Here is a 21,494-nt window from a genome sequence, read left to right as displayed (position 1 = left end):
TCTCTTCTCACTTGGCCGCTTCGGCCATGGCCTTGACCACCAGCCAGTGAAACGGCTTCACCGCTGTGAAATACGCGCGCCCGCGCCAGTTCTTGAAGGTGACGAAAGTCATCACGTGATGCCGGTAGCGCACTCCTCCCGCACCCTCCAGCTTCTCGCTCACCACGGCCAGCACCGCCCGCAGCGGCCCGTCTTCGCTCAGGCCCGCCCAGTACTCGCCCTCGCTGGCCGCAGCCACCTGAAACACGAATATCTGCCCGCCAGCCTGGAACGGCACTTGATGCGCCCCGTATGCCCTGTCCGCTTGGAACGAGTGGCCCACGCCGAGCGCCCTGGCCAGGGGGCCTCTCAGCGCAAACAAAGCACGCATCCAAGAAGGCCTGTACGAAAAGAAATCCGCCAGGAACTGACGGATTTCCTTTGCGCCCTCAACGGCGAAATGATCTGCGAAGTCGCTCCCGTCTTTGAGCCGCGCAACTGGCGGCGGCAAGACCAACCCGGCAGGCAGGCCCGTCACGACTTGAGCACTTCCACCACTCGTCCGCCCCAGGTGACTTTATAGGCGATGCCGCGCCAGCGCATGGTGAAGGTGGTCCAGGTGCGCAGGTAGCACCACACGGTCATGAAGGGCGTCACCAGGAAGCAGCGGGTCCAGTCCCAGAACAGGACGGGCCTGGGGGCCAACGTCCGGAAGGCCAGGCCCACCATGACGAAGCCTGCGAGATAGATGAGCGCAGCCCCTATCCACCAGCCGTCGGCGCAGCCGGTGAGCGCGCCGAGCACCCCGAACGCGGCCATGAGCGGCGGCGCGGCGAACAGCCAGACCACAGGCAGCGCCCCGATCCACATCTCCGGGGTGCAGAACTTTAGGTAGAGGAGCTGACGGGTGAGCCAGTCCTCCCAGATGGCCAGGGGCACGTTCTTGAGCGGCGTTTCCAGACAGGCGTCAGGCACGGCGCAGATGCGGATGCGGCGCTTGGCCAGAAGAGGCCCCAGGGAGAAGTCGTCCACGATGTTGGTGGCCCATACGGCGGCCACGCCGTGCTCCTCGAAGGTCTCGCGGGACACGGCCATGGCCCCGCCCCAGGGCTGGGTGATCAGCTTGATGGATTGCAGGCAGTGCAGCACCATGCACACGTTCAGCATGCCCAGGGTGGGGATTTTGCCGTCGCGGGGCACCACGCGGTGGAATCCGCCGGACATGGGCGCCTTGCCCGAGGCGATGGGCGCGATGAGCTGGCGGGCCAGATCGGGCCGGGCCACGTGGGTGGAGTCGCAGAAGATGTAGATTTCCGGCTTGTCCTCAAGGGAGGCCAACCCGGCCAGCAGGCCGTGGTTCTTCTGCCCGCAGGTCTTCGCCGTGCCGCTCAGCACGTGCGTGGCGTCTTCGCGCCCCTCGACCAGGGAGCGCGCCAGCGCAGTGGCCGGGTCTGATTCGTCGCGGGTGACCAGCACGTAGCGCAGGCCGGGATAGTCCTGCCTGAGCAGGCTGTTAAGCCCGCCGCGCACCGCCGGGGTGTCCCCGGTGATGGGGACGATCATGGCGGCGGAGGGTTCCTTGGGCAGACGCTTCGGTCCGGCATAGGGGCGGCGCAGGCTGCCCAGCACGTGGGTGCGCCCAGTGAAGAACAGGGCCAGCAATGCCAGGATTTCGGCCAGGGCCGACAGTACGAACAGTGTCTTCACATCATAGTCCTTGCACGGCTCACTACGGAGTCGGCGGATACCCGGCGGGCCATTCCAGGCCACCGGGAGCGGTCTTGCCGCGCATGGTGCGCTCGGCCTGCATGGCGAAGGAAGGACCGTCCTTGAAGGCGAAGGTCCCGGCCACGACGTTCTCGCCCTGCACGGTCCCCACGAAGGTGTTGCCGCTGCCGTGCATGGCGCGGATGGTGTTGTCCAGCACCAGCCCGGCGACGTGGTAGGTGTTGCGCTCCCCGGTGCGGGTCAGCACATAGGCCACGCCGTACAGGAACTGCCCGCGCTGCTCCAGGTGGCATTCCACCCGGTTGCCGAAGAAGTCGGCGACCCACAGGCCGGTGATGTCCGCCGGAGCGCTGGCCTGCGCGCCGGCAGGAACCCCAGCCGGAACGACGGCTGCCAGAAAAACCAGAAATGCAAGAACCAACGGCTTCATAAGGGCCTCCAGAGGCCATGGAAAACAGTGAACGCCCTCTTGTGGAGCATGGCGCGACAGGAATTTTGAAACATGGGCGTCGCGGCGCTTATAAACACTCAGCCCCGGCTTGAACAGCCCCTGGTTGAGACATTCCGGTGGCGCGCCTCGTTACAGGCCCGACGCCAAACCAGCGCCGCACGCTCGCGCAAGCAACTCCTCGTGCCGGGCCACCATGGCGGCCATGGAATACTTCTCAAGGGCCACGGCGCGGGCTTCACCAGCCATGCGCTCCTGAAGATCGTCGTCTGCGAGCAGGCGCACGAAACTGGCTGCCAGGGCCTGGGGGTCGCTCGCCGGGCTCAAAAACCCGGTGCGCCCCTCCTCCACCACTTCGGGGATGCCGCCAACAGCCGTGGCGGCCACGGGCACGCCGCAGGCCATGCCCTCCAGCACCACGTTGGGCAGCCCCTCGCGCAGCGAAGAAAGCGCCAGCACGCTGGCCTGCCGGTAGAAGGGCAGCAGGTCCGGCCCGCCTGGGAAAATCCTGACGCGGTTCTCGCAGGCCAGACGCCTGAGCCCGAACTCCACGCGGGCCTTGAGCGGCCCGTCTCCCACCAGCCAGAGTTCCGCGTCCGGCACCTTGGCGAAGGCCAGGTCGAAGGCGCGCACCAGGGTCTGGTGGTCCTTGTCCGGCACGAAGCGGGCAACGCACAGGATGACCTTGCGCCACGGGCGCATGCCGTCGGGGTCGGGGCTGAAGAGGTCGGTGTCCACACCGTTGGGGATCACCGTCACGTGGCCATCCGGGCGGCCAAGCGTCACCAGGGCGTTCTTCAGGGCCTGGGTGTTGGCGATGTGATGATGCGCCAGACCGGCCAGGAAGCGCTCGTGCTGGCGCTTGATGTTGCCCCCGCCCCGGCAGGTGGCCACGATGCAAGGGGTCTTGTGCAGGCGTCCGAAGATGCGCGCCCAGATGTTGGGCACGGCGGTCAGCGGCATGAGGATGTCCGGGCGCTCGCTCGCAATGGCCCGGCGCAGCTCGCGAATCGCGGAGAAAGTTACCGTGCGCTTATCGGAAATCCAGCGCATGGGGATGTTCGCCTCGCGGGCCTGTGGGGCGAAATCGCCCCCTGCGCAGAGCATCCAGAACTCCGGGGCGAAGCGGGAGCGGTCGATGCGCCGGGCCAGCTCCAAAGCGTGCCGCTGGGTCCCGCCGTAGAGCAGGTCCTGAAGGACGAGGACGAGACGTTTGGGCTTGGTCATGAGGTCATCCTGGCCAAGAAGAGATGAAAAGGCAGGTCCGGTCGCCGTCTGGCGGCGGCCGGACCTGCCGTCATGAATCGCAGGGACGAGCCGGGCCTAGTACCCCATCAGTCCGCAGCAGCGGGTGCAGACGGGCATCAGGCCTTCCTTGTTGAGGCTTCCACGGAACTTGCGGTAGGCCTCGTTGTTCCAGATCTCCGTGATGGTGTTCTTCTTGACGTTGCCCACCACGTAGTCATGGTAGTCGCGGCACGGCGACATGTCGCCGCCGGAGTCGATCTCCACCGCCTGATAGATGGAGATGCACTGGTTGTAGCCGTAGGTGGTGGAGTGGTCGGAGTAGTACTCGCGCAGGTTGTCCTCCCCGGTGATGTTGGGGATGATGTTCACGGCGGGCGAGTCCCAGTTCTTGGAGCGGCGCAGCACTTCCTTCAGCTGCTGGTCCAGAACGGCGTACTCCTTGATGGTCCAGTCGCCCACCCAGCCCCGGTGCAGCTTGGGCGCGAACCCGAAGCGGCGCTGGAAGTCCACCTCGTGGGCGTCGGCGCTCTTTTCGTCGATCCACCAGGAGAGGTAGAACACGAACAGGTCCACCTTGTCCTTGAAGGTCTCGTAGATGTCCACCAGCCGGTGCACGTTGGCCTGGGAGATGGTGGTCAGCGAGGCGGTGAGGGGCAGCTTCTTGCCGGTGCGGCGCTTGGCCTCGTTCACGGCTTCCAGCGAATCCAGGATGTCCTGGAAGTTGTTGCCCCCGCCAGCCGACGGACGCGCGGCGTTGTGGGTGTCCGGGTCGGGGCCGTCGATGGACATCTGAAGCAGGAACATGGGCGCGGCCACCAGGCGCTCGGCGGCCTTGGCGATGCCCGTGGCGTTGGTGGCGATGGAGGTGGGCATGCCCAGAACCGTGGCGTGCTCGATGATCTCCAGCCAGCCCTTGTACATGGTGGGCTCGCCGCCCCACAGGTACACGGACGGGAAATGCCCGTGCGTGGCCAGGTCGGCCAGCAGCAGGTGGTAGCGTTCCGGGCTGACCTCGCTCTTCTTGAGCGATTTCAGGTCGGCGCAGTGCAGAAAGCCCTGGTCGCCCCACTGGCCGCAGGTATGGCAGCGCAGGTTGCAGATGTCCGTTATGCGGATGGACACCTGACGGATGGAACGGGCGTATCCCTCGTCTGCCTTGGGGTTCAGCCACTTGAAGAGGAACTTCTCCTTTTCAAGGGCCACAAGGCGCGACGCGATCCAGGGATGGCGCGATACGCGTGCGAAATTCTTGAGAATCGTTCCCAGAGCGATACTGGAGCGTTTGGACATGGAACCTCACGGGCCGATGCGTCGGCGTGGAGCAATAGGAATATTCCGGCAGAGATGACCCTGCCGAAGCCGCTGCTGTCTACCTCCCGTCACAGCGCGAGTCAACCTTGACAGCCGCGCATCGCTGCCGCAGAACCACGCGCATGAAAGCCCTCGTCTACCACCGCTCCATTCCGCGCTATCTGTTGTCCGCGTTCTTCAACAAAATCCAGCGCAAGCGCTTCCACCATCTGGTGACGCCGCTGAAACTCGAGGACGTGGCCTTCCAGCCCGCGCGCCCCAACTGGGTGAGCATCAGGACGCTCCTGTGCGGCATCTGCGGCTCGGACCTGAATCTCCTCAAGGGTGCAGAATCCATGCTGCTGGAGCCGTATGCCTCGCTGCCCATGATCATAGGCCACGAGATACTCGGCGTGGTGGACTCCGCGCCGCCGGGCAGCGGCTTTGCGCCCGGCCAGCGCGTGGTGGTGGAGCCCATGCTGGACTGCGCCTGCCGGGAGCTGCCTCCCTGCCGCTTCTGCGCCAGGGGCGAATACAACCTGTGCGAAAACTTCCTGGACGGCGCGCTGCCGCCGAGCACGGTGCTGGGCTTCAACGCCAAGGCCTCTGGCGGCATGGCCGAGATGACCGCCGCGCATCCTTCCAAGGTGCTGCCCGTGCCGGAATGCCTGAGTGACGAGGACGCCGTACTGATCGATTCCATGGCCTCGGTGATGCAGCCCATCCTGGAAAATTTCCCGGCCCCCGGCGAGACGGTGCTGATCTGGGGCGCAGGAGTGCTCGGCCAACACGCGGTGCGCTGTCTGCGGGCCATGGGGTTCGAGGGGCGCATCCTGGTGATCGCTCGCCACACCTTTCAGGCGGATCTGGCCCGCGCCGGAGGCGCGGACGAGGTGCTGCGCTCGCCCTCACGCCAGGAGTTGGCCAAGGCCTGCGGCGGACGCTTCATCCCCACCACCATGGGCGGGGGCAACGTGGAGGGCGGCGCGGACATGGTGTTCGATTGCGTGGCCTCGTCCGGAACGTTCCAGGAGGCGCTGCTGGCGCTGCGGGCCAGGGGCCGCTACGTGATGATCGGCACGGCAGGGGAGCTGGGCAAGGTGGACGTGTCCAGCCTGTGGCTGCGCCAGCTCCAGGTGACGGGGTCGGCCAGCTACGCCACGGCCCTGTGGCGGGGAGAGAGGGTGCGCACCTATCAGCTATGCCTGGATCTTCTGGCCTCGGGCGGCTACCCGACCACGGGCCTTTTGACCGGGCTTTTCCGGCTGGATCAGTGGAAAGAGGCCTTCCAGTCCAGCTTCGACAAGGCCGGAAGCGGCTCCATGAAGGCAGCCTTCGATTTCAGATGAGGCCGGGTTTTCCGGATGCGTCCTGGTCCGCGTGGAGCTCGTCCAGCGCCAGGCTGCTGATGGAGTAGAGGATCTGGCAGGCGTTGCGCAGCGTGTCGTTCAGGCCGCCGTTGTCGTAGATGCCAAGCACCGAGACGACCTTCCTGCGCAGCAGCATGTCGAACAGTTCGTTCCAGGACTGCCTGTCTGGCTTTACCGTTCTTTCCACGCCCTGCCGTTCAAGCCAGTTCCGGGAGTTTCTGAAGAAAGCCGGGTTTCCCATCTGCCCCTGAACGCGGCAGAAATGCTCCAGCAGAAACGAATAGGGGGCTGCCCGGCCGCACTCCGAGTAGACCATGCAGGCCAGGATAGCGAACGCCGCCACGCACTGGGCTGACCCGGAAAATTCCAGGCGGTCCTCGCCGCGCACCAGTATCGCCTCCGCCTGGCCGTAGGATACGATGTCGCAGAAGTACCCGAAGATTCCCGCACAGGAGCGCACTGCCACGCAGTGCTCGAAGCGCGTCCCGAAGCGGCACGTGCCGCACCGTATGTCATTCCACTCCAGCTGGTTCAAGACGTAGCCCGCCGCGAGCGCTTCGGCCTGCGTCCGCCCGAGCTCAACGCTTAGTGCGAATTTATCGGCTGACTTCAGAGTGATAAGCATAACACACCGCTTTGCCGCCCGTCCCCATGTCCATTCTCAGCAAGTGAAACACCCGACACCGGCGCGCTCCACAGAACGCGACATGTAGGGCACAAAACACCACGTGTTTCCGGCAGAATGGCGCGTCGCCTGATTACGCCTGAAGCCTCCGCGCAAACGATCCGACCGGTCATTTCGGGAGTGCCGGGAGCCCGACGCCACGGAATGCAGTCCCCGCCAAGGAGCGCTCTCTTCAAACAACGAAATTTTCAAGCCGTTGATTTGTGGCATGACACACCCTGCCACGCTGTAACAAGAGCAAAGGCACCAATATGGCGAACCGGGACTAAGCGGGCTACGCACGGGCAACAGACTGAACGCAATACGGCTAGACGGCGTCAACGAAGATTGACCCCTTCCGACAGGCCAGATACAAGACTCCCAGGGAGTACGTTAGCGCACACCAAACAAGGAACTTGTGTTCTCCTATTTTTTGTTCGCGGTCAACAACTATTGGTTTAAAAAGCACCGCGAAATGGACCTGCGGTTCCATTTTTAATGCCGCACCACCTCAGGGCGGCCATCTGTAACGTACGAGAAAATCCGAGGCCCGCTTTGGACACCAACACCACGATGGCACAGAGACTCAGAGCCATACGTGGCACTCTCACACAGGCGGAATTCGCCCACAAGCTGGGAATCCATAAAAACACACTTGGCAGATACGAGCGGGGGGAATCCGAGCCGGACACCAAAATTGCGAGACAGCTGTGCACACTTTTTGGTGTTCAGCCCCATTGGCTGCTGTTCGGGTCCGACACGGAACCATCCGACGCCGGAGTCCCGGGCCGCCAAAACCCTGCCGGCCCATTTCCAGGCAGATTCTCCCTGATTGGCGAACTGGAAAGCCTGCGGCGAGACAACATGGAACTGCGCCAGGACCTGCGCGAACTGCGAAATGAAAACAAAGACATGCGTCAGGAAATCAGAGCCCTGACAGGAACGATACGGGAACTGCTCCAGGAGAACGGCGAGCTTCTGAGCCGCCTTGCGGAGAACGGGGGGCGTCCTGCCCAGGCAACCACTTCCCCCGATACGGAACATCTCCATTCGGCGTGAGGCTCGCCGCCTGTCCAGAGGCCCGGCCCGCCCAGGCAGGCATCCATAAAAAAACCGCCCCCCGAGGCCGGAGGGCGGCTGAATGCTGGAGCGGCCGCTACGCCAGTCTCTTTTGCGCGCCGTCGCCGCCCATGCGGGTCACCAGTTCCTTCAAGTCGGAAACCTGACGCGCAAGGTCGGATATGGCCTGGGCGGACTGGTTCATGCCCTGGGCGGTCTCCGAGGCGATGGCGTTGATTTCGTCCACGCTGCGGTTGATCTCTTCGGAAGTGGCTGACTGCTCCTCGGCGGCGGTGGCGATGGAGGTGATCTGGTCCACGGCCTTGCCCGCTATTTCAAGTATCTCGCCCAGCGACTCCCCGGCCTGGACCGCCAGGCGGTTGGACGCCTCGATCCCGGCGACGGCCTGGGCCACACTGCGCACGTTCTTGTCCACGGTGCTGGTGATGTTCTGGATGGAGCCGGTGACTTCCGCAGTGGCGGTCATGGTGCGCTCCGCGAGCTTGCGCACCTCGTCTGCCACCACGGCGAAGCCTCGGCCGGCCTCGCCAGCGCGGGCCGCTTCGATGGCCGCGTTCAGGGCCAGCAGATTGGTCTGGTCCGCTATGTCCTGGATCACGTTGATGATGGAGCTTATGTCCGCCGCCTGGCGGCCCAGCTCGTTGATCTCAGTGGAGAGTTCCGTGGACATGGTGTTCACGCGGCCCATGGCCTCGACGACCTGGGCCACCACGGCAGCCCCGTGCGCGGATTTCTCCTGCACGGCCTTTGATCCGCTGGCGGCCTCCCCAGCGTGGCGGGCCACCTCGAGCACCGTGGCGTTCATCTGCTCCATGGCCGTGGCCGTGGATGCCGTACGGTCGCGCTGGTTCTCGGTGCCGCGCGAGGCCTCCTCGATCTGGGCGGCCAGCTCTTCGGAGGCTGCGGCCACGTGCTGGGTGAATGCGTCGATGTCGCGGGCCACCTGCAGGAGCTTTTCCTGGTTCTCCTGCACTTCCTGGTGGCCGCGCACGATCTCGGTCATGTCGGTCCACACCGAGCAGCCGCCGATGAGCTCGCCGTCCAGGTTGTAGAGCGGCACGGAATCGACGCGCACGTGCCTGACCTCTCCCTTCCTTGTGCGGGCCTCGTTCTGTGTGCCGATACTGGCGGTCTGCGAGGCGATGACCTGCTGGATGACGGCTTCACGGGACGGATCGCCGAAGATGAATTCGCCCGCCGCCTTGCCCACCCAGCTTTCAGGCGTGCCCCCGGTCTCCAGGAAGTCGATGAACTCCTGGTTGACGCGAAGGATCTTGCCGTTCTTGTCGCAGATGATGTTGGGGGATTTGATGGAGTCGAGCACGCCCTGGATGAAGCCGATCTTCTCCTTCACGGTAGCCGCCAGATGGCGGACGCTGGCTGCGGTTTCGCCCAGGGCGTCCTGCGCCGGATACTCGATGGAGACGTTGTACTCGCCCTGCGCGATCTGCTCGGAGGCGCGGGCTATCCGCCTGACAGGGACCAGCAGCACCCGGGACACCATCACCAGCAGCGCCAGGAAGGACAGCAGCATGGCGATGCCCAGCCCGGCCAGCGAGGCCTTGTACACCGTCCAGTCCAGGCCGTGCAGGGTCTCCTGCATGGTCATGCCGAAGAAGGTCTTCCACTTGTACTCCGGGAACTCCGTCATGGCCGCGACCTTGGCCCCTCCCGTCGTCTCGTAGGTCAGGTATTTTTGCCGGTTGTCCGCCAGCAGAGCGCCCACGCCGGGCATCTGGCGGGAGTCCTTGCCGACCCAGGCCGGGTCCGGGTGGTAGGCGAAGAAGCCCTGGGCGTCCAGGATGTAGGGATAGCCCTTGCCGTCCACACTGACGTTCTTCAGGTATTCAAGAAATTCCGGGGTGAAGATGCGCTTTCCGGCGTACACCGCCCCCACCACCTTGCCGTCCTTCTTCAGGGGCCGATACTCCACGATGCGGTAGATGCCGCCCAGGTTGGCCATGCCTTCATAATTGCGCCCGGACTTGAGGGCGTCGTACGCCGGGCCTGAATCTATCACCGTGCCGACCATGCGCTTGCCGTCCTGCACCAGGTTGGTGGAGATGCGCACGAATCCCTTGTCCGTGAGATAAAAGATGGTGGCGCTGGTGTCGTAGCGCTTACGGATGTTGTCGGTAACGGCAAAATCCTTGTCGTACTCGGGGGAAAAGGCCGCCATGTCCACGCTGGACTCCAGAATGTCCATCACGGCCTGGAGCCTGTGCATGCTTGATTTGTGATACAGGTCCATCACTCCGGCGACCTGCGTGGAGGCGGTTTCGGCAAGCGACTGGCCCAGGGACAACGCCTTGGAATAGATGCTGTAGACAGACAACCCGCCAGACAACAGCACTGCGAACGTCACGATCCCCATCACTGCGAACTGAAGCTTGGTCTGGAACTTCACCCTGTCAAAAAATGCGAACATACCCACCCCTTTCGGTTCAAGTGCACGACCTTCAACCGGTCCCCAACCACCACATTGGGAAAATTCGAACAAGAGCGGCCTGCCTAGCACCGTTTTACAAAATCTCGCAAGGCTTATATTATCACGAATTCCGCCAGTCGCGGGATGATTTGTCTTTCCGACACACAGTTTTGTCAGACGAGCCCTGTCGCCCCCCATTTCACGGGCTTTGCCCAGACTCTGCGCTTGATTATCCTGCGCACAGACATGCAAGACGCCCTGCGCGGCACCATTGTTTCCAGGCGGCAGCATATCGCCCCCGCGAAAACCCAGGCGCGCAACGCCTCTCGAACAGGCGGCCACGTATGTACGAATAAATCCGAATACGCCCGTGCGAGACAAAGCAACCTGCGCGCACAGTCCGGACGGCACGACGCAGCTCGCGGTTCGCCCCCATGCATACCGCGGCCACTATTTACCGCCCGGAAGCATCCAAGCGACAGCCCCGCCTCCGGCCAGCACCCGCACGAAACAGACTCAGCCAGGCGCCGCGCCTGCAAGCAACAAAAAAGCCCCCGGCCATGCGGCCGGGGGCTTTAGGTTCATCGCGGTGATGCGGTCGCTTATTCCGAAGCGCAGCCAGCGGTCTCGTCGGAGTAGTAGCCGGACTGGGGGTCCTTCAGGGTGCGCCCGTTGGGATCGAAGATGGCGTGCTTGGCCTTGCCCCATTTCTGCATGCGGAAGTCCCAGGCGGTCTTCAGGCAGCCCAGGCCGTAGATGCAGCTGCGCTTGAAGTTGATGGAGCTGGCCTCGTCGAAGTACTTGGTGGGGCAGCTCACTTCGCCGATGTTGAACCCGAAGTACAGGGACTGGGCCAGCATCTGGTTGTCGAACACGAAGTCGTCGGAGTTTTCCCACAGAGGGAGCTTCTCCAGCACTTCGCGGGTGAAGGCCCGGTAGCCGGTGTGGTACTCGGAGAGCTTCGCGCCCATGAGCGCGTTCTGCGCGGCGGTCAGGAAGCGGTTGGCGACGTATTTATAGCCGGGCATGCCGCCCTTGAGGGCCGTGCCGCCCAGGATGCGCGAGGCCAGCACCACGTCGTAGAGCCCGGAGGTGGCCAGGTTGGCCATGGCCGGGATGATCAGCGGGGTGTACTGGTAGTCGGGATGCACCATGATGGCCACGTCGGCCCCGAGCTTCAGGGCCTCGGTGTAGCAGGTCTTCTGGTTGCGCCCATAGCCCCAGTTGCGCTCGTGCAGGAAACATTTGATGCCGAGCGAGCGGGCGTGTTCTATGGTGTTGTCGCGGCTGGCGTCGTCCACGAGAATGACGTCGTCGACGATATCGCGCGGCACCTCGGCGAGGGTGCGCTCCAGGGTGGCTGCCGCGTTGTACGCGGGCATGACGACCACCACTTTCTTGCCGTTCATCATCGGGGGGTTCCTCCGAATGGAATCGATAGCGAATAAATCAGGAACGCGGGATTAATCCCCAAACCCCGGTCCCTGTCAAGCCTGAAAAAGCTCCGCCTTGTAATTCGTTCCGAATGCGGGTACAAAGCCGCCGCTTTACCATGCACACACATACCCCCACGCCATTGCGTCCCTGGCGCGACCCCGTGTTCCTGGCCATCCTGGCCCTGGGCGCCTTCCTTATATTCAAAGGACTCGGTGACCGCCCCCTGTGGCAGGACGAGGCCGAGACCGCCAACCTGGCCCGCAACGTCCTCACCACCGGCATCCCCCTTGTCACCGACGGGGTGAACATCGTCTCCCAGGAGGAGCGCCGCGAGTTCGACACGGACATGATCTGGCGCTGGTCCCCCTGGATGCAGATCTACATGTCCGCCGCCGGACAGCTGATCGACCCCGCGAGCACCTTCTGGGCCAGGTTCTTCTTTGCGCTCACGGGCCTTGCCTGCATCGCGGGCACGTACCTGCTCATCCTGCGGCGCTTCGGCGATCTGGCCTGGGCCAGGCTCTCTGCGGCGCTGCTCACCTGCTCCGTGCCGTTTTTGCTGTTCGCGCGCCAGGGCCGCTACTATTCCGCCGGAGGACTCATCATGCTGATGATCTTCTGGGGGTTCCTGGGCGACTGGAAACACCGCGCCAAGCCCATGCTGGCCATCGGCCTGGGCCTTGGGCTCCTGTTCCACGCCAACTACCTGCTGCTGCTCTCGCTTGCGCCGCCCATGCTGCTGGCGGCGCTCACGCTCTACCGCAGGCAGTTCGCCTGGACGCGCATGGCCCTGGTGGTGGCGTACTCCTGCGTGCTGATCGTGCCGGGCATCTTCCTGTACCGGCTGGGCAGGCAGTCCACGCTGTTCAACGTCATGCTCATTCCCGAGAACGTCATGCTCTACTTCTCGGACTGGGTGATGTTCATGGTTCCCCTGCCGCTCCTGGCCGCGCTGGCCTGGCGCTGGAAGGGATACTTCGCGGGGCGCGGCGGGCCGTCGGATCCGAAAGAGCGCTTCTGCCTGTTCATGGTGCTGCTGATGATCGGCAGTTTCGTCATCCTGGCCCTGTTCCCCCAGCGCTTCCACCGCTACATCGTGCACTTCTACCCGGCCTGCGCCATCCTGCTGGCCTGGGCGGGCCTCGCCCTGTGGCGCTTCTCAAAACCCTCGGCGGTGCTGTTCCTGGTGCTGGTGGGCCTGACCAACTGGCTGAACCTCATCCCCATGGAGCGCCTGAAGATCGTCAACCGCCCCTGGCAGAACGACCTGCGCATGCTCACCTCGGTGAACATCCCCCTGAAGCTGCACCTGACGGAGCTCTTCTGCGGCTACCCGGACGTGAACCAGCCCCTCATCGACTTTTTCAAGGCCAACGCCAAACCCGGCCAGACCATCCTGGCCGAATACGGCGACATGGTGCTCCAGTTCCATACCCCGTTCCGGGTAATCGGCGGCCTGCAAGGCCCCATCCCGGACACCGAGAAGCCCGACTGGGTGAGCATGCGCCGCGACGTGCGCGTCAACCGCGACGGCTTCCTGTTCGCCCCGCGCGAGTTCATCACCACAAAGCTCGATCTGGCCCGCGACTATGAGCGCATCGAGCTGCCCAATCCGGACGAGACCTTCGGCAACCGGGCCGACCCCTACTTCCACTATTTCGTCCCGGCAGGCCCGCCCCAGAGCGCCCTGGTGATCTACAAGCGCAAGGAGTCCGCCCGTGCGCAGTAACCTGACGCGCGCCGTGAAGGCCGGACTCTTCTTCTGCCTGGCCCTGACCTTCTACAAGGGCTTCATGAAGCTGCCCGAGATCTATCCTGTGCTGGAGCCCGAGCGCTTCTACCGGGGGCAGGTGAACGACGGGGAGAACTCCCTCATCATGAAGGAGCGCCACTTCGACTTCAACTACCAGACCGGCAAGGCCCTGGAGCTGCGCCTGCGGGAGATGGACGCCCTGGGCGAGACGCCGCCGGACGACGCCCTGGTGACCCGTGACCGCGTGGAGCGCGCCATCAAGAAGACCCTGGCCAAGGACGAGCGCAACGCCGACTCCCTGGTGCTGGCTGAAGAGAAGCTGGCCCGCGCCAGACGCATGCAGGCCGAAAGCTGGAGCCTGGGATGGGGCGTGTGCGATCCGCTCGCGCCGGGAACGGGAGGCGCGAAATGAGGGGCCTCCTGATCGCCGTGCTGGCCGCCCTGGGGCTGGCCATCGGCAGCTTCGCCTTCTTCAACGGCTACATCTACCCCCCCGCCGGGCTCACGCACCTCTCCAAGGACCAGTACGCCCAGGCCTGGGAGATCGCCGCCAGGGGGTTCTGCGACTCCTCGGATCTGTCCTATGTGCGTCCGGACTTCCTCAAGCACCGCGTGGTGGAGGCCGGAGACGAAGCCTACTCCTGGGGCGTGGCCCGCTGCCTGAACCGCGAAGGGCGCGAGCGTCTGGTCTGGATCTACATGGAGTGGTCCACCAAGCGCCACCTCTGGACACGCAACTACAGCCTTGTGCTGGCCGATGACGATGACGAGGTCTACTACACTCCCACCTTCCCCGGACAGTATCGCCGCGCCGCCACGGCGCTGTCCAAAATAATGAAGGAAAACGCCCGCCACGTTCGCGAGTACTTTAGCCTCAAGACCCCTTGAAGCCCGAAGGGTTGCACGGGCGTGGTATTTGATGTAGAGCCCCCTTCCTAAAATGGCGCAAAAGCGCCTGCCTTGCCTTTTCGGCAAATCCACTCTCAAGGAACACCAGCCGATGAAATTGCATGAACGCTGCCAGAAAGTTTCCGGGATCACCCGCAATCTGAAAGATGCGGGCATTTACCCCTACTTCCGCCCCATCAGTCGCTCCTGGGGGACCGAGGTCGAGGTTGCCGGGAAACGTCTGGTGATGATCGGCTCCAACGACTACCTGGGTCTGGCCCATGACGCCCGCGTCAAGGAAGCCGCCGCCCAGGCCATATACTCCATGGGCACCGGCCCCGGCGGTTCCCGTTTCCTCTCCGGCAACATGGCCATCCACCAGAACCTGGAGGAGCGCCTCGCCGCCTTCGTGGGCAAGAAGCGCGCCGTGCTGCACGTCACCGGATTTTCCACCAACATGGGCGTGCTGGGCTGCCTGCTGACCCCCAGCGACTACGTCCTGTGCGACCGCGAGAACCACGCCTCCATCTTCGCGGGCCTTGGCGGCACCAAGAAGATGGGCACCTTCGTGCACAACGACGCCGGTTCCGCCTCCCGCAAGATCGCCTCGGAAATGGCCAAGCCGGACTTCGACGGCCAGGTGCTGCTCATCACCGAGGGCATCTTCTCCATGTCCGGCGACGTGGCTGTGATGGACGAGTTGGGCGCGCTGAAGAAGCAGTTCCCCGAGCTTCTCATCTACCTGGACGACGCCCACGGCCTGGGCGTGCTGGGCCAGAGCGGGCGCGGCACGGCCAACCACTTCGGCGTGGTGGAGCAGTGCGACTTCATCATGGGCACCTTCTCCAAGGCCTTCGCCTCCATCGGCGGCTTCATCGCCTCCGACCACATCGACGTGCTCGAATACATCCAGCACCAGTCGCGCACCCAGATTTTCTCGGCGGCCCTTCCCGCCGCCAGCACCATGGCCGCCCTGGCCTGCATCGACATTCTGGAGGCCGAACCCGAGCGCGTGGAGCGCCTGCACGCCATCACCACCCGCATGCGCAACGCGTACCGGGACATGGGACTTCGCATCACGGAATCGCTCTCGCCCATCATCCCCATCACCATCGGGACGGACGAAAAAGCCTTCATGTTCGCCCAGGAACTCTTCGAGCGCGGCATCTTCGCCCTCCCGGCCATCTATCCGGCCGTGCCGCGCGGACAGGCGCTCATCCGCACCGCGTGCATGTCCACCCATGAAGACCGCCAGCTGGAGTACGTGCTGGACGTCATGGACGAAATGGCCCGCAAGTACCGCATCCGCGTGCAGGACCAGGACGAGGATTCCGGCGGGGAAGAGGCGGTCGGCGCGTCTTCCATCGCTGGCGCGCGCTCAAGTCAGTCTCTCTTGTAACCGAACAGCGGTTCAGATAGACTAAACAGGGACCGGGTATTTCACACCTCCCTACGAGAAGCATGGCCAACAAGACTCTTCAGACCCTCCGGGCGGCGGGATTCCTCCCGCCGGACCGGGGTACACGACTCCTGCGATTCGGAGACCTATTGCGCATCAGCTTCCGGGAAGTGCTGCGCAAGCGACGCCGCTATATCGGCGTCATGGCCTCCATCGCACTGGGGACCGCCGGATTCATCACCATCGTGACCATGGGGCGCGACCTCAAGGCGAACTTCAACAACGACCTGGACCTGCTGGGCGGCGCGACCATCATCGCCGCGCACTTCGACCCCCAGATGTACGACCGCCAGGAGTGGTTCCGCAACAAGACCGTCGCGGCCATCGAGACCATCCCCGGGGTGCGCGACGTCACCAAGAGCCGCCTTCGCTCCGGAGCCACCACCACCTACCAGGAGAAAGTCTTCGGCTTCAACCTGGTCGGCGTGGATGAAAACTACTGGTCGCTGTTCTCGTTCTCGCCCCAGCACGGCAGGCTCTTCAACGCGTCCGACATCGCCGAGGGGCGCAAAGTCGCGGTGCTGGGCCAGGATCTCGCCAAGACCATCTTCGGCTCCCCCGAGGCGGCCATCGGGCAGATCCTGAACATGGACAACAACCTCTACCAGGTCGTTGGCATCATCGGCGGCGTGCGCGCGGCGGACAAGACCCTCATGGCGTTTCTGCCCATCACCACCGCCCAGTCCCGCATCCCCAACATCTCCGAGGTATCGAGCCTCTACATCCGCTGCAACACCTGGGACGACGTGGCCCCCGTGGCCGCCGCCCTTCCCGAGGTCATAAAGGCCAACCAGACCGACAAGGGCCTGCGAGTCCAGGTGGGCTGGGAGCCTTTGAAGCAGGTGCAGCGCATGTTCTGGTGGGTGAGCCTGTTCATCTACGCCTCCATCGGCGCCACCCTGGTGCTTGGCGGCTTCGGCATCTGGAACATCATGATGGCGGCGGTTTCGGCGCGCACCCGCGAGATCGGCCTGAAAAAAGCCATGGGCGCGGAAGACTCCGACATTCTCTGGCAGTTCCTGTTCGAGGCGCTCACAGTCACCTTCACGTCTGCCTTCCTTGGCGTGCTGATGGGACGCGTGGGCATCGAATACATGAGCCGCATGCTCGGCTCCAGCCCGCCGGAAGGACTTTTCATGCTGTGCCTCGCCGCTGGTCTGGCCTTTGCCGCCGTACTGGGAATCGGCGCGGGACTCTATCCCTCCATCCGGGCCAGCCGGATGCAGGTCGTGGACGCCATGCGCTATGAATAACGTCAAGAAAGACAAGGAGCTGGTCATCGACATCCAGCACCTCACCAAGGACTACATCTCCGGCACGGAGAAGATCTCGGTGCTAAAGGACATAAACCTGGAAGTCCGCCGGGGCGAGATGATGGCCATCATGGGCCCCTCCGGCTCCGGCAAGTCCACGCTGCTCTTCATCCTGGGCATCTTCCAGCCGCCCACCGGCGGCGTGTACAACGTGGCCGGGATCGACGTGCTGAAGCTCTCGAGAGACGCGCAGGCCATCTTTCGCCGCGAGAAGATGGGCTTCGTGTTCCAGAGCTGTGACCTGCTCGAAAACTCCACCGTGTATGAAAACCTGGAGTTGCCGCTCATCTACACCGGCGTGAAGCGCCGGGAGAGGCCGGACAAGATCATGGAGGCCTTGCAGCGCGTCAACCTGGAACACCGGGTGCGCCAGCCCTCCAACCGCCTGTCCGGCGGCGAACGCCAACGCGTGTCCATCGCCAGGGCCCTGGTCAACGAGCCCGAGTTCATCCTGGCCGACGAACCCACCGGCCAGCTCGACCAGGCCAACTCCGAGAGGGTCATGGATTATTTCGTGAAAATCACCGAAGAGGCCAGGGTGGCCATGGTCATCGTCACGCACGACGCAGCCACGGCAGCCCGCTGTTCCCGCAGGAGCCTTCTGTCCGAAGGCATGCTCAAGACGTACTAGCCCAGGGGAGATCCCGATGCATCGCACTTTCGGTCCGCATAAGCACCGCCGCGCAGCAGCGGCCCTGGCCGTCCTTCTCTGTTTCCTGCTGGCCTTCGCGGGAGCGGCAATGGCCCAGCAGAAGACCCAGGCCGACGCCAAATCGACCAAGACAAAACAGGTGCAGACCGCCCAGGCATCCGGCGAGGTATACACCAAACCCGCCGCCAAGCCCGGTGAGATACGCCAGTACCAGGCCGAGGTGCTTCCCTCCGCTCCAGTAACCCAGGCGGCCCAGCCCGGCACGCCCGTAACCAACGACACCAGCGACACTGTCTCTGCCAAGAAGCCCGCCGCCGACAAGAACGCCGCCAAGGGCGATACCCAGGCGAAGGCCCAGGCTCCGGCCCAGACCGACGGCGCTACGCCTCCTCCGGGCGCCATGCGGGAGATGTCCACCACCATCAAGCAGCCCGCCGACTTCAACGAAGCCGTGCGCGTGGCCCTGGTGCAGTCGCCCATGCTGGTGAAGTCCGCGCTGGAGATCGAAACCAAGCGCCTGGACGTGCAGGACGCATGGTCGTCCTTCGTGCCCACAGTCGCCATCAACACCACATACTGGTTCCGCATGCCCACCAAGACCGACGGAACCACGGACAAGCCCTACACCATCAGTTTCTCCTCCGGCCAATGGAACCCGCTGCTCTCCGGCTTCGAGGTCCAGGCTCGCAAGGAGATGACCAACATCGCCATCCTTGGCCACCTCAAGGTCATTGCCGAGGGCCTCAAGCGCTTGGCCAGCGACTTCCTCCAGCTTTCCGCCATCGCGGAGCAGAAGGAAATGGTCAAGAAGCGCCAGGACCTCGCCAAGCAGAACCTGGACTTCTTCAAGGCCAGGCTCGGCCTGGGCCAGGCTACCCAGCTGGACATCCGCATCGCCGAGACCCGCATCCAGATGGCCAAGGCCGAGGACGACAAGATCAACGCCATGCGCGCCATGGTCATGGACGACATCAAGTTCCTGCTGGGCGTGCCCTTCACCAACAAGCTTGAGCTCGACGTGGCCGCCGCCAAGCAGCAGATCCTGGGCAAGTTCAGCCCCGCCGACGTGACCGACGAGAAGGTGCGCGCCTACTCCTTCGACCTGCGCATGCAGGAATACGAAAAGAGCCTCCAGAAGAAGAACATCGGCCTGTCCTACGTGAAGCTTCTGCCCTCCTTCGGCTTCACCTTCCAGACCGTGGACGCCTTCAACAACACCTCCTCCAACGCCCAGAACAACGGCTTCCCGTTCTATCCCGGCATCAACATCAGCATGCCGCTGGACTACTGGACCAAGGGCCGCGAGATATCGCGCCAGTACAAGAAGCTCGATCAGCTCCAGGCCGCCGCCAAGGCCAAGGAGTTCGAGGTCATCGTGCTGGTGCAGAAGGCCATGTCCGAATACCAGACCACCAGCTCCGATCTGCTGCTGGCCAGCTCCAAGGCCGATCTGGCCAAGCTTCAGGATGAGCAGGCCGAATACCGCTACAAAACCGGTCAGCTGGACTTCGACAAGCTGGTCACCGACCGCAACGCCTTCTACGACGCAAAGCAGCAGCAGCTTCTCCAACAGGTCAAGCGCGACATCGCGCTCTTGTCCCTCAAGCACCTTTCCGGCGACCTCCAGGGTCAGTACATCGACGTCGCCGCCTGGGAGAAATAACGCATGACCATGCGCACCCTCTTCATCGCCCTTGTCCTTAGCCTGGCCGCCACTGGCGCGGCCCTGGCCCAGCAGGCCGCTCCTGCCCCGGCTCCGGCCGCCAAGGCAGCCGAGCCCTCGCCCCTGGCCCAGGAGATCATCTTCTCCGGCAAGCTCTACAGCCCGCTCAAGCTGACCGTGCAGCTGCCCTACACCTCGCAGATCATGTCCATGCCCATGGCCATCGGCCAGAAGGTGAAAAAGGACGAAATCCTGGCCACCTTCGAAATCCCGCTGGAAACCCGCATGTCTGAAAAGCGCGCCCTGTCCCTGGCCAGCGTCAAGGACATGGAGCACCAGCTGGCCACCGCCGGCAAGGACATCGACAAGCTCCGCATGAAGCGCAAAGAGCTGGAGGTCATGGAGAAGCAGAACATGGCCACCTCCCAGGCGCTGGTGCAGAACGCCCAGGAGATCGACGTGCTGGAGAAGCAGCGCGTGGCCCTTCAGGAAAAGCTCGCCTCGGAGAGGGAGCAGGCCCAGCAGCGCCTGGAGCTCACCCGCGAACGCTTCGGCCCCAAGGCCAACTTCGGTGTGCTGCCCAACGAAGGCATCGTGAAGTCTCCCACCGATGGGTACATCCTGTGGATCAACCCGGAGCTTCGCAAGGGCGTGAAGCTGGCGCGCGACGTGGAGCTCTTCCAGGTGGGCCTCCTGGACCCCATCCTCATCCGCGCCCAGGTGCACGAGATCGAGGCCCTGCGCCTGAAGCTGGGCGACCAGGCCAAGGTCAGCTTCGACTCCATCCCCGGCAAGGAGTTCGTGGCCACGGTCAGCCGCATCCCCTGGGCTCCGCTGCCCACGGCCCTGCAGCAGCCTTCCTACTATGAAATCGAGCTCACCCTGCCCAACGCCGACTATTCCCTGAAGGAAGGTCTCAAGGCGCAGGTCACCATCATACCGAAGAAATAATATGCCCGCACGCATCGTCCCCGTGTCCAGCGCCAAGGACATGGAAGACTTCATCCAGTTTCCGTTTTCCATCTATGAGGGGGACCCCTATTGGGTCCCCCCCGTCATTCCCCACCTGCGCTCCTTCCTGGACCCCAAGACCGGACCCTTCTATGAAGTGGGCGAGGTCCAGCTGTTCCTGGCCAAGGACGGTGACAGGATCGTGGGGCGCATCAGCGCCCACCTGAACTTCGCCTACGAGAAGCACCACGACAAGGACACCGGCTTCTTCGGGTTCTTCGAGTGCATCGATGACCAGGACATTGCCGACACGCTGTTTACGACCGCTGCGGACTGGGTGCGCGCCAGGGGCAAGACCAAGCTGCACGGGCCGCTGTCGTTTGGCATCTACGACGAGGTGGGGCTTCTCATCCAGGGCTACGGCGAGCGGCCGGTCATGTTTCACAGCTACAATCCCCCGTACTACGAGAAGCTCGTGGAAAACTGGGGATTCAGGAAGGCCTTCGACTGGTTCGGCTACATCATCGACGAGATGCCCATGCCCTACGAAGAGCTGGTCAAACGCCGCGACGACATCATGAACGCCGCCGGACTGACCATCACCCAGGGCAAGACCAGCGAGTTCATACGGCGCGCCCCGGAAGTGCTGGACATGTTCAACACCCTCTGGGACAAGAACTGGGGCCACGTCCCCCTGACAGAACGTCAGTTCAACGACATCTTCCTGCAATTAAAGCCCATCCTGCGCCCCGAGCTTGTCAGCTTCGTGGAGGAGAACGGCGAGATCCTGGCCTTCAGCGTGGTCGCGCCCGACATCAACCACACCCTGCACAAGACCCGTGGCAAGCTCGACTGGCTGGGCATGCTGCGCCTGCTGTACGACTGCCGCATCGCGCCGCTCAAGGCTTCGCGCGCCATCATCATCGGCGTGAAGAAGTCCCACCAGTGGCGCAAGCTCCACTACGCGCTCATCATGAACATCATGATAACGCTCAGCAAGTGGAAGAAGAACGGCATCTGGTGCGACTGCTCGCTGATTCCCGAGTCGCTCATCAAGTGGAACAAGACCCTCCAGATGTTCGGCGGCAGGAAGTGGCGGACATTCCGTCTCTATGACCGCGAGATCTGAGCCGGGACCTGCCC

19 protein-coding genes are annotated in these 21,494 nt (G+C 63.7%); 11 read left to right on the top strand and 8 right to left on the bottom strand.

Annotated elements, in window-relative coordinates:
- Positions 1 to 7: 7 nt before the first annotated feature.
- The 5 genes from G453_RS25400 to G453_RS0119485 all read right to left on the bottom strand — a co-directional run bounded on the left by G453_RS25400 (position 8) and on the right by G453_RS0119485 (position 4,693).
- Positions 8 to 517, bottom strand: a complete 510-nt coding sequence (locus G453_RS25400; protein WP_169725376.1) for a DUF2867 domain-containing protein — start codon at positions 515 to 517, stop codon at positions 8 to 10.
- Positions 514 to 1,686 carry a glycosyltransferase gene (locus tag G453_RS0119500; protein ID WP_027192378.1) on the bottom strand — a complete coding sequence of 391 codons (1,173 nt, stop codon included), beginning with the start codon at positions 1,684 to 1,686 and terminating at the stop codon, positions 514 to 516. The genes G453_RS25400 and G453_RS0119500 overlap by 4 nt, the downstream gene beginning before the upstream one ends.
- Before the next feature lie 22 nt (positions 1,687 to 1,708).
- Positions 1,709 to 2,137 (bottom strand): hypothetical protein, encoded by a 429-nt coding sequence (locus G453_RS25395; protein ID WP_051272653.1) that lies wholly within the window; start codon positions 2,135 to 2,137, stop codon positions 1,709 to 1,711.
- Positions 2,138 to 2,287: 150 nt separating this feature from the next.
- Positions 2,288 to 3,382 carry a glycosyltransferase family 4 protein gene (locus tag G453_RS25390; RefSeq protein ID WP_043646467.1) on the bottom strand — a complete coding sequence of 365 codons (1,095 nt, stop codon included), beginning with the start codon at positions 3,380 to 3,382 and terminating at the stop codon, positions 2,288 to 2,290.
- Between the two features lie 96 nt (positions 3,383 to 3,478).
- Complete coding sequence (locus G453_RS0119485) at positions 3,479 to 4,693, bottom strand: radical SAM protein (protein ID WP_027192377.1); 1,215 nt, start codon at positions 4,691 to 4,693, stop codon at positions 3,479 to 3,481.
- A gap of 143 nt (positions 4,694 to 4,836) precedes the next feature.
- On the opposite strand from G453_RS0119485, the gene G453_RS0119480 reads away from it, so the two are divergent.
- Positions 4,837 to 6,042: a zinc-dependent alcohol dehydrogenase gene (locus G453_RS0119480; RefSeq protein ID WP_027192376.1), complete on the top strand. Its 1,206-nt coding sequence runs from the start codon at positions 4,837 to 4,839 to the stop codon at positions 6,040 to 6,042.
- On the opposite strand, the gene G453_RS0119475 is transcribed toward G453_RS0119480, so the two are convergent.
- The gene (locus G453_RS0119475; RefSeq protein ID WP_027192375.1) at positions 6,035 to 6,688 is read right to left on the bottom strand and encodes a hypothetical protein; all 654 of its coding nucleotides are present in this window, start codon (positions 6,686 to 6,688) and stop codon (positions 6,035 to 6,037) included. The genes G453_RS0119480 and G453_RS0119475 overlap by 8 nt on opposite strands.
- Positions 6,689 to 7,282: 594 nt before the next feature.
- Here G453_RS0119475 and G453_RS27485 point away from each other — a divergent pair.
- The gene (locus tag G453_RS27485) at positions 7,283 to 7,786 is read left to right on the top strand and encodes a helix-turn-helix domain-containing protein (RefSeq protein WP_169725375.1); all 504 of its coding nucleotides are present in this window, start codon (positions 7,283 to 7,285) and stop codon (positions 7,784 to 7,786) included.
- Between the two features lie 97 nt (positions 7,787 to 7,883).
- On the opposite strand, the gene G453_RS0119455 is transcribed toward G453_RS27485, so the two are convergent.
- Together G453_RS0119455 and G453_RS0119450 are read right to left on the bottom strand one after the other, a co-directional pair.
- Positions 7,884 to 10,235, bottom strand: coding sequence for a methyl-accepting chemotaxis protein (locus tag G453_RS0119455; RefSeq protein ID WP_027192374.1), 2,352 nt, complete (start codon positions 10,233 to 10,235; stop codon positions 7,884 to 7,886).
- A gap of 602 nt (positions 10,236 to 10,837) precedes the next feature.
- Positions 10,838 to 11,647, bottom strand: coding sequence for a glycosyltransferase family 2 protein (locus tag G453_RS0119450; RefSeq protein ID WP_027192373.1), 810 nt, complete (start codon positions 11,645 to 11,647; stop codon positions 10,838 to 10,840).
- Between the two features lie 140 nt (positions 11,648 to 11,787).
- On the opposite strand from G453_RS0119450, the gene G453_RS25380 reads away from it, so the two are divergent.
- From G453_RS25380 to G453_RS0119405, 9 genes are all read left to right on the top strand, one after another.
- Positions 11,788 to 13,401, top strand: a complete 1,614-nt coding sequence (locus G453_RS25380; RefSeq protein WP_156921023.1) for a glycosyltransferase — start codon at positions 11,788 to 11,790, stop codon at positions 13,399 to 13,401.
- Positions 13,391 to 13,837 carry a hypothetical protein gene (locus tag G453_RS0119440; protein WP_027192372.1) on the top strand — a complete coding sequence of 149 codons (447 nt, stop codon included), beginning with the start codon at positions 13,391 to 13,393 and terminating at the stop codon, positions 13,835 to 13,837. Before G453_RS25380 ends, G453_RS0119440 begins: the two co-directional genes overlap by 11 nt.
- A complete protein-coding gene (locus G453_RS0119435; protein WP_043646463.1) occupies positions 13,834 to 14,313 on the top strand; it encodes a hypothetical protein in 480 nt (159 codons plus the stop codon). The genes G453_RS0119440 and G453_RS0119435 overlap by 4 nt, the downstream gene beginning before the upstream one ends.
- Positions 14,314 to 14,425: 112 nt before the next feature.
- Positions 14,426 to 15,712, top strand: coding sequence for an aminotransferase class I/II-fold pyridoxal phosphate-dependent enzyme (locus G453_RS25375; RefSeq protein WP_051272650.1), 1,287 nt, complete (start codon positions 14,426 to 14,428; stop codon positions 15,710 to 15,712).
- 149 nt (positions 15,713 to 15,861) lie between these two features.
- Entirely contained in the window at positions 15,862 to 17,025 is a 1,164-nt protein-coding gene (locus G453_RS0119425) for an ABC transporter permease (protein ID WP_235731813.1), read from the top strand.
- Complete coding sequence (locus G453_RS0119420; protein WP_027192369.1) at positions 17,018 to 17,716, top strand: ABC transporter ATP-binding protein; 699 nt, start codon at positions 17,018 to 17,020, stop codon at positions 17,714 to 17,716. Before G453_RS0119425 ends, G453_RS0119420 begins: the two co-directional genes overlap by 8 nt.
- Positions 17,717 to 17,732: 16 nt before the next feature.
- Positions 17,733 to 19,400 carry a TolC family protein gene (locus G453_RS25370; RefSeq protein ID WP_051272648.1) on the top strand — a complete coding sequence of 556 codons (1,668 nt, stop codon included), beginning with the start codon at positions 17,733 to 17,735 and terminating at the stop codon, positions 19,398 to 19,400.
- Between the two features lie 3 nt (positions 19,401 to 19,403).
- The gene (locus G453_RS0119410) at positions 19,404 to 20,351 is read left to right on the top strand and encodes an efflux RND transporter periplasmic adaptor subunit (protein WP_027192368.1); all 948 of its coding nucleotides are present in this window, start codon (positions 19,404 to 19,406) and stop codon (positions 20,349 to 20,351) included.
- Between the two features lies 1 nt (position 20,352).
- Complete coding sequence (locus tag G453_RS0119405; protein WP_043646460.1) at positions 20,353 to 21,480, top strand: hypothetical protein; 1,128 nt, start codon at positions 20,353 to 20,355, stop codon at positions 21,478 to 21,480.
- Positions 21,481 to 21,494: the final 14 nt, after the last annotated feature.

This window comes from Fundidesulfovibrio putealis DSM 16056 (assembly GCF_000429325.1).
In the GTDB taxonomy this organism is placed as follows: domain Bacteria; phylum Desulfobacterota; class Desulfovibrionia; order Desulfovibrionales; family Desulfovibrionaceae; genus Fundidesulfovibrio; species Fundidesulfovibrio putealis.
The sequence above is the reverse complement of the archived record's forward strand: the minus strand, read 5'-3'. Positions and strand labels throughout refer to the sequence as shown.